This window comes from Bacillus sp. JJ1773, assembly GCF_036962035.1.
Lineage (GTDB): Bacteria > Bacillota > Bacilli > Bacillales > Cytobacillaceae > Cytobacillus.
Map to the genome: position 1 here is coordinate 1 of NZ_JBALNX010000127.1, position 6,425 is coordinate 6,425.

General features: G+C 38.0%; 6 protein-coding genes. 5 read left to right on the forward strand and 1 reads right to left on the reverse strand.

The window, feature by feature from the left end:
- The 5 genes from V7127_RS24845 to V7127_RS24865 all read left to right on the forward strand — a co-directional run.
- The coding region (locus V7127_RS24845; protein ID WP_335490798.1) for a peptide ABC transporter substrate-binding protein at positions 1-1,517 on the forward strand (1,517 nt) is incomplete at its 5' end.
- Positions 1,518-1,648: 131 nt separating this feature from the next.
- On the forward strand, positions 1,649-2,584 hold the full coding sequence (locus V7127_RS24850) for an ABC transporter permease (RefSeq protein WP_335490800.1): 936 nt from the start codon (positions 1,649-1,651) through the stop codon (positions 2,582-2,584).
- A complete protein-coding gene (locus V7127_RS24855) occupies positions 2,584-3,501 on the forward strand; it encodes an ABC transporter permease (RefSeq protein WP_438824061.1) in 918 nt (305 codons plus the stop codon). The genes V7127_RS24850 and V7127_RS24855 overlap by 1 nt, the downstream gene beginning before the upstream one ends.
- 36 nt (positions 3,502-3,537) lie before the next feature.
- On the forward strand, positions 3,538-4,605 hold the full coding sequence (locus tag V7127_RS24860) for an ABC transporter ATP-binding protein (protein WP_335490805.1): 1,068 nt from the start codon (positions 3,538-3,540) through the stop codon (positions 4,603-4,605).
- 2 nt (positions 4,606-4,607) lie between these two features.
- Positions 4,608-5,543: an ABC transporter ATP-binding protein gene (locus V7127_RS24865; RefSeq protein WP_335490807.1), complete on the forward strand. Its 936-nt coding sequence runs from the start codon at positions 4,608-4,610 to the stop codon at positions 5,541-5,543.
- A gap of 206 nt (positions 5,544-5,749) precedes the next feature.
- Here V7127_RS24865 and V7127_RS24870 read toward each other — a convergent pair whose 3' ends face one another.
- On the reverse strand, positions 5,750-5,935 hold the full coding sequence (locus V7127_RS24870; RefSeq protein WP_335345697.1) for a hypothetical protein: 186 nt from the start codon (positions 5,933-5,935) through the stop codon (positions 5,750-5,752).
- Positions 5,936-6,425: the final 490 nt, after the last annotated feature.

The following is a 6,425-nucleotide window of genomic DNA, read 5'->3' on the forward strand; positions in this document are numbered from 1 at the left end:
TACCGCAAGAATTAAGAGTTAATATTAATACTGAACCACCATCGTTACACCCGGCACTTGCCAAAGACTCTACTTCTGGAACAGTGCTTCGCCAAACTCTTGAAGGCTTAACACGTATTGGAAAAGATGGGAAGCCAGAAAATGCAATGGCAGAAGATGTAAAAGTTTCTGATGACCAAAAAGTATACACGTTTACAATTCGTGACGCAAAATGGTCAAATGGAGATCCTGTCACTGCAAATGACTTCGAAGCTGCTTGGAAATGGGCTTTAGATCCAAACAACCAATCAGAGTATGCATACCAGCTTTATTACATTAAAGGTGGAGAAGCAGCTAACACTGCTGGCGGTTCACTTGATGAAGTTGGAGTTAAAGCTTTAGATGAGAAAACTCTTGAAGTTACTCTTGAAAACGCAACTCCATTCTTCTTAGAGTTAACAGCGTTCTATACTTACCTTCCATTCAACAGCAAAATTGCCGAAGCAAACCCAAATTGGGCTAATGATGCTGGTGAAAACTATACAACTAACGGACCTTTCGTAATGACTGAATGGGCTCATAGTGATAAAATCGTTCTTGAAAAGAGCGAAACTTATTGGGATGCAGACGCAGTAAAACTAAACAAAATTGAAATGATCATGATCAATGATCCAAATACAGAATTATCTATGTTTGATAATGGTGAGCTTGATTGGGCTGGTGCTCCAACAGGTGCGCTTCCAACTGATGCAATGCAAGCTCTTAAAGACGAAGGCCGTTTAACTACACAATCAATCGCTGGTGTTTACAAGTACAAGTTCAATACTACAGTTGAACCATTTAACAATGTAAATATCCGTAAAGCTTTTGCATTGTCAATTAACCGTCAAGAACTTATTGACAACATCCTTCAAGGTGAACAGCAGCCAGCTATGGCACTTGTACCGCCATCAATGTTTGAAGAAAATGAAAAAGGCTACTTCAATGACAATGATGTAGAAAAAGCAAAAGAATATTTACAAAAAGGATTAGAAGAAATGGGTCTTAAAGATCCTTCTGAGCTTCCTGCTGTAACACTTTCTTACAATACTTCTGAAGCACATCAAAAGATTGCTCAAGCAATTCAAGATATGTGGAAGAACAACCTTGGTGTAGAAGTAAATCTTGATAACCAAGAGTGGGCTGTATACCTTGATAAAGTACATTCACTTGATTACCAAGTTGCTCGTATGGGCTGGTTAGGTGACTTCAACGATGCAATCAACTTCCTTGAAATGTTCCGTGACGCTAATGGCGGAAACAACGATACTGGATGGGAAAACAAAGAATATCAAGAATTACTTGCAAAATCTGCTACTGAAGGAGATCCAGAAGTTCGTCAACAAATGTTAAAGGATGCTGAGGCTATCTTTATGGATGAAATGCCAATCGCTCCAATCTATTACTACACGAACAACTGGGTTCAAGATCCAAAACTAAAAGATGTTGTTGTATCTGGCTTAGGTGATGTACAATATAAATGGGCTTATTTTGAATAAGAATAAGTAATTAAACTTAAGGTATATGGGGGTATCTCCCTGTATACCTTAGTTTTCTGTTTTGCTGTTGCGCCTGAAAATGGCGCTTACGCTTTTCTATTTGACAAAGAAAAAATTGGAGGTGTTAGTCAATGGCTAAATATATTGGAAAGCGCTTACTGTACATGTTAATCTCCTTGTGGCTGATCGTAACTGCAACGTTTTTCTTCATGCGCATTGCACCCGGAAACCCATTTACATCTGAAAAACAGCTGCCTCCCGAAATTGAAGCGAATCTAAATGCTCACTATGGTTTGGACAAGCCTTGGTATGCTCAATACGGGGAATATTTACTTAGAGTGGCAAAATGGGATTTCGGCCCATCATTTAAATATAAAAGCCAAACGGTAAACGATTTAATTAATGATGGTTTCCCTGTTTCATTCGTGCTAGGAATGGAAGCAATTTTTCTAGCAATTGCGTTCGGGGTTCTTTTAGGGATTGTTGCCGCATTAAGACATAATAAATGGCCAGATTACACGGCCATGGTCATTGCTGTTTTGGGGATATCTGTTCCTTCCTTCATTATGGCGTCCGTTCTTCAATATGTTTTTGCGATTAAATTGGGCTTATTCCCTGTTGCCCGCTGGGAAACATTTATGCATACTGTTCTTCCAGCCTTAGCTTTAGGTTCAACACCGATGGCATTTATTGCACGTCTGACTCGTTCGAGTATGCTTGAAGTATTGAGCAATGATTATATTAAAACAGCAAAAGCAAAAGGTTTAAGTCAAGGAGTAATTACAGTAAGGCATGCAATCCGTAATGCACTTTTACCAGTTGTAACGTATATGGGGCCTTTAACTGCTGGAATCTTAACAGGAAGCTTTGTTATCGAAAAAATCTTTGGTATTCCAGGTTTAGGTGCGCATTTCGTAACAAGTATTACAAACCGCGATTATACGGTTATTATGGGTGTAACAGTCTTCTATAGTGTTTTGTTACTCGTATCTATTCTCCTTGTTGACATTGCATACGGAATCATCGATCCACGCATCAAACTTGCTGGCGGGAAGAAAGGAGAGTAATTATGCAGATTTCTAAAGATAAATTTCAACTCGTCGGGTCCCAATTAGAAAACGCTGAAAAAATTTCAAAGCCAAGTCTTTCATTTTGGAAAGATGTTTCCATCCGTTTCCGAAAAAACAAGCTTGCTATGTTTGGATTAGTACTTTTATTCTTACTAATTATTATGGCGGCTTTCGGACCACATATGACTGAATACGATTACCGGACAAACGATTTAGCAAATAAAAACCAACCTCCATCTTCTGAGCACTGGTTTGGCACAGATGATCTTGGTCGTGATGTATTTGTACGAACTTGGGAAGGTGCCCGAATTTCTATCTTCATCGGGGTTGCAGCTGCACTTATTGATTTAGTCATCGGTGTAATTTGGGGTGGAATCGCTGGTTATAAAGGCGGACGCACAGATGAATTTATGATGCGCTTTGCTGATATTCTTTATGGCGTTCCATACTTATTGCTAGTTATCTTATTAATGGTAGTACTAGGGCAAGGACTTGGGACAATGATTCTAGCAATGACGATTACTGGCTGGATCAATATGTCGCGTATTGTCCGTGGACAAGTATTATCACTGAAAAGTCAAGAGTATGTTCTAGCTGCAAAAACACTTGGAGCGAACACGACAAGAATTATGGGTCGACATTTAATTCCAAACGCGATGGGACCAATCATGGTTACAATGACGTTAACCGTTCCATCTGCCATTTTCACTGAAGCGTTCTTAAGTTATATTGGCCTTGGATTAACACCGCCACTTGCCAGCTGGGGAACAATGGCTAATGACGGTTTGCCAGCTTTACGATATTATCCATGGCGTTTATTCTTCCCAGCTACGTTTATTTGTTTAACGATCTTTGCCTTTAATGTAATTGGGGACGGGTTACGTGACGCGCTTGACCCAAGACTTCGCAAATAAACTAGAAATGCGGGAGCTAGACAAAGGAGTGAGAAAATGGAAAAAATACTTGAAGTGAAAGATTTAGAAGTCTCGTTCCAAACATATGGAGGAAATGTGAAAGCGGTCCGCGGGGTTAGCTTTGACCTTTATAAAGGAGAGACACTCGCTATTGTTGGTGAATCAGGGTCCGGTAAAAGTGTTACCTCCCAGACAATTATGAAATTAATTCCAATGCCTCCAGGGAAAATTACTGGTGGACAAATTCTTTTCAACGGTGAAGACATTGTACCAAAAACAGATAAACAAATGGAAAAAATCCGTGGAAAAGAAATCAGTATGATTTTCCAGGATCCAATGACTTCTCTTAATCCAACAATGAAAATTGGCTATCAGATTATGGAAGGTCTGATTAAGCATCAAAATATGTCAAAGCAGGCTGCTAAAGCACGTGCAGTCGAACTGCTTAGTCTAGTTGGTATTCCAATGCCGGAAAGACGTGTCAACCAATACCCACACGAATTTTCGGGCGGAATGAGACAGCGTGCGATGATAGCTATTGCACTTGCTGCAAACCCGAAGCTTTTAATTGCTGATGAGCCAACTACAGCTCTTGATGTAACGATTCAAGCACAAATTCTTGATTTAATGAAAGACTTACAAAGCAAAATGGATACGTCCATTATCTTTATCACTCATGATCTTGGAGTTGTTGCAAACGTAGCAGATCGAGTAGCTGTTATGTATGCGGGACAAATTGTGGAGATGGGTACTGTAGATGAGATTTTCTATGACCCCCGGCATCCTTATACATGGGGGCTTCTAGCATCTATGCCGAGCTTAGACAATGATGATAAAGCAGATCTTGCTGCAATACCAGGTACACCTCCAGACTTAACTAATCCTCCAAAAGGAGATGCCTTTGCAGCGAGAAATAAATATGCGCTTGCGATAGACTTTGAAGAGGAACCGCCAATGTATCAAATTTCTGATACGCATTTCGCAAAAACATGGCTTCTTCATCCAGATGCACCAAAGGTAGAACCGCCTGAAGCAGTTCAAAAACGGATGCGCAAATTATCCTCCACATATAAACAACCAGTCTTAGTGAAGGAGGATAACTAAACATGGCTGAAAAATTATTAGAAATAAAAAATTTAAAGCAGCATTTCAATGTAGGGAAACCTAACATGGTTAAAGCTGTCGATGGTATAACTTTTGACATTTTCAAAGGTGAAACATTGGGACTTGTTGGTGAATCGGGATGTGGAAAATCAACTACCGGCCGAACGATTATTCGTCTGTATGATGCTACTGATGGCCAGGTTCTCTTCAATGGAGAAGACGTACATGGCAGGAAATCAGCAAAAGAATTAAAGAAATTCAATCGAAAAATGCAAATGATATTCCAAGATCCTTATGCCTCACTTAACCCTCGTATGACCGTTGCAGATATCATTGCTGAAGGAATTGATATTCACGGTTTAGCGAAAGGCAAAAAAGATCGAATGGAAAGAGTTTATGAACTATTAGAAACGGTTGGTTTAAATAAAGAGCATGCTAACCGCTATCCTCATGAATTCTCTGGCGGTCAAAGACAGCGTATTGGTATTGCAAGAGCATTGGCTGTTGAACCTGACTTTATTATTGCCGATGAGCCAATTTCTGCACTCGACGTTTCTATTCAAGCTCAAGTAGTTAACTTACTGAAAAACTTGCAGCGTGAAAAAGGATTAACGTATCTTTTTATCGCTCATGATCTTTCAATGGTTAAATATATTAGTGACCGTATTGGTGTTATGTACTTCGGAAAGCTTGTTGAGCTTGCCAGTGCGGAGGATCTATATAATAATCCAATGCACCCATACACTCAATCTTTATTGTCTGCGATTCCACTTCCAGATCCAGATACAGAGCGTACGCGCAAACGTATTTCATATGATCCGAAGGTCCATAACTATGGTGATAACGAAAAGCTTGAAATGCGAGAAATTACACCAGGACACTTCGTGTATTGCTCGGAAAAAGAAGAAAAACAATATAGAGAGCAATATGCTAAATGATAAAAACGATCTCTTGGATGAGATCGTTTTTCCTTTTTAAGAAAAACTAAACCTTTTACGCTTTTACGCTTTTGTTTAATAAAGAATTCTTTTTAAAAGTATACAACAAATTAATTAAAAATACTATTGAAAATTTTTGTTTAATTTATATTATTAAAAAATAAAAAGAGACTGAGTTTCAGTCTCTTTCCGATCTATATATGATTTTATTTCTTTTTTCCTCCAACTGCTTTCCAGCCCGTTTGGAACTTTGCACATTGATCAACGAATTCATTTTTATTTTTTCCGCCAAACAGTTTTTCGCCAAGCCCATTTGTAATGACACCAAGTGTAGCAGTTAATCCAATTACTAGAAGTGCTACAATTGTTAAGTCAAATATGTATTCTGTCATTGTAAACCCCCCATTTCCCATTTTTACATGATAATAGCGAACCACAAGCATCATATCCCCACACTCTTATTGTATTAGAAGATGGGCTGCAATAAAAGGGGAAAAGGAAATTATATCACTTAATTTTTATTAAATTTTTTCAATTCAATTGCATTAATTGAGAATTAATGGGGCCTGGAAAGGTTTAATAATTAATAAAGGGGGTATGTTTACGTTAGAGAATAGAAAAGATCATTCAATTTACAAAGTCCCATAATAATTCATAAATTGTGTATTTTATGTGACGGGTGAAAAAATAATTAATTTTATGAAACTTTTCTCATTTTCATTCGTCTTATATACTAGATTTGCGAAAAGTTGATTTGTTTAATGAATATTTTAGGCTTTAATCTAATTATAAAAAGATATATCCAAACACGTATTCTTCGTGTATAATAATTAATATAAATTACTTTTTTAAAGTAATTGTAATTTACGGATTAGCTAATGT

Coding starts and splice junctions, on each gene's coding strand:
- V7127_RS24850 (WP_335490800.1), top strand. CDS start 1,649: ATGGCTAAATATATTGGAAAGCGCTTACTGTACATGTTAATCTCCTTG.
- V7127_RS24860 (WP_335490805.1), top strand. CDS start 3,538: ATGGAAAAAATACTTGAAGTGAAAGATTTAGAAGTCTCGTTCCAAACA.
- V7127_RS24865 (WP_335490807.1), top strand. CDS start 4,608: ATGGCTGAAAAATTATTAGAAATAAAAAATTTAAAGCAGCATTTCAAT.
- V7127_RS24870 (WP_335345697.1), bottom strand. CDS start 5,935: ATGACAGAATACATATTTGACTTAACAATTGTAGCACTTCTAGTAATT.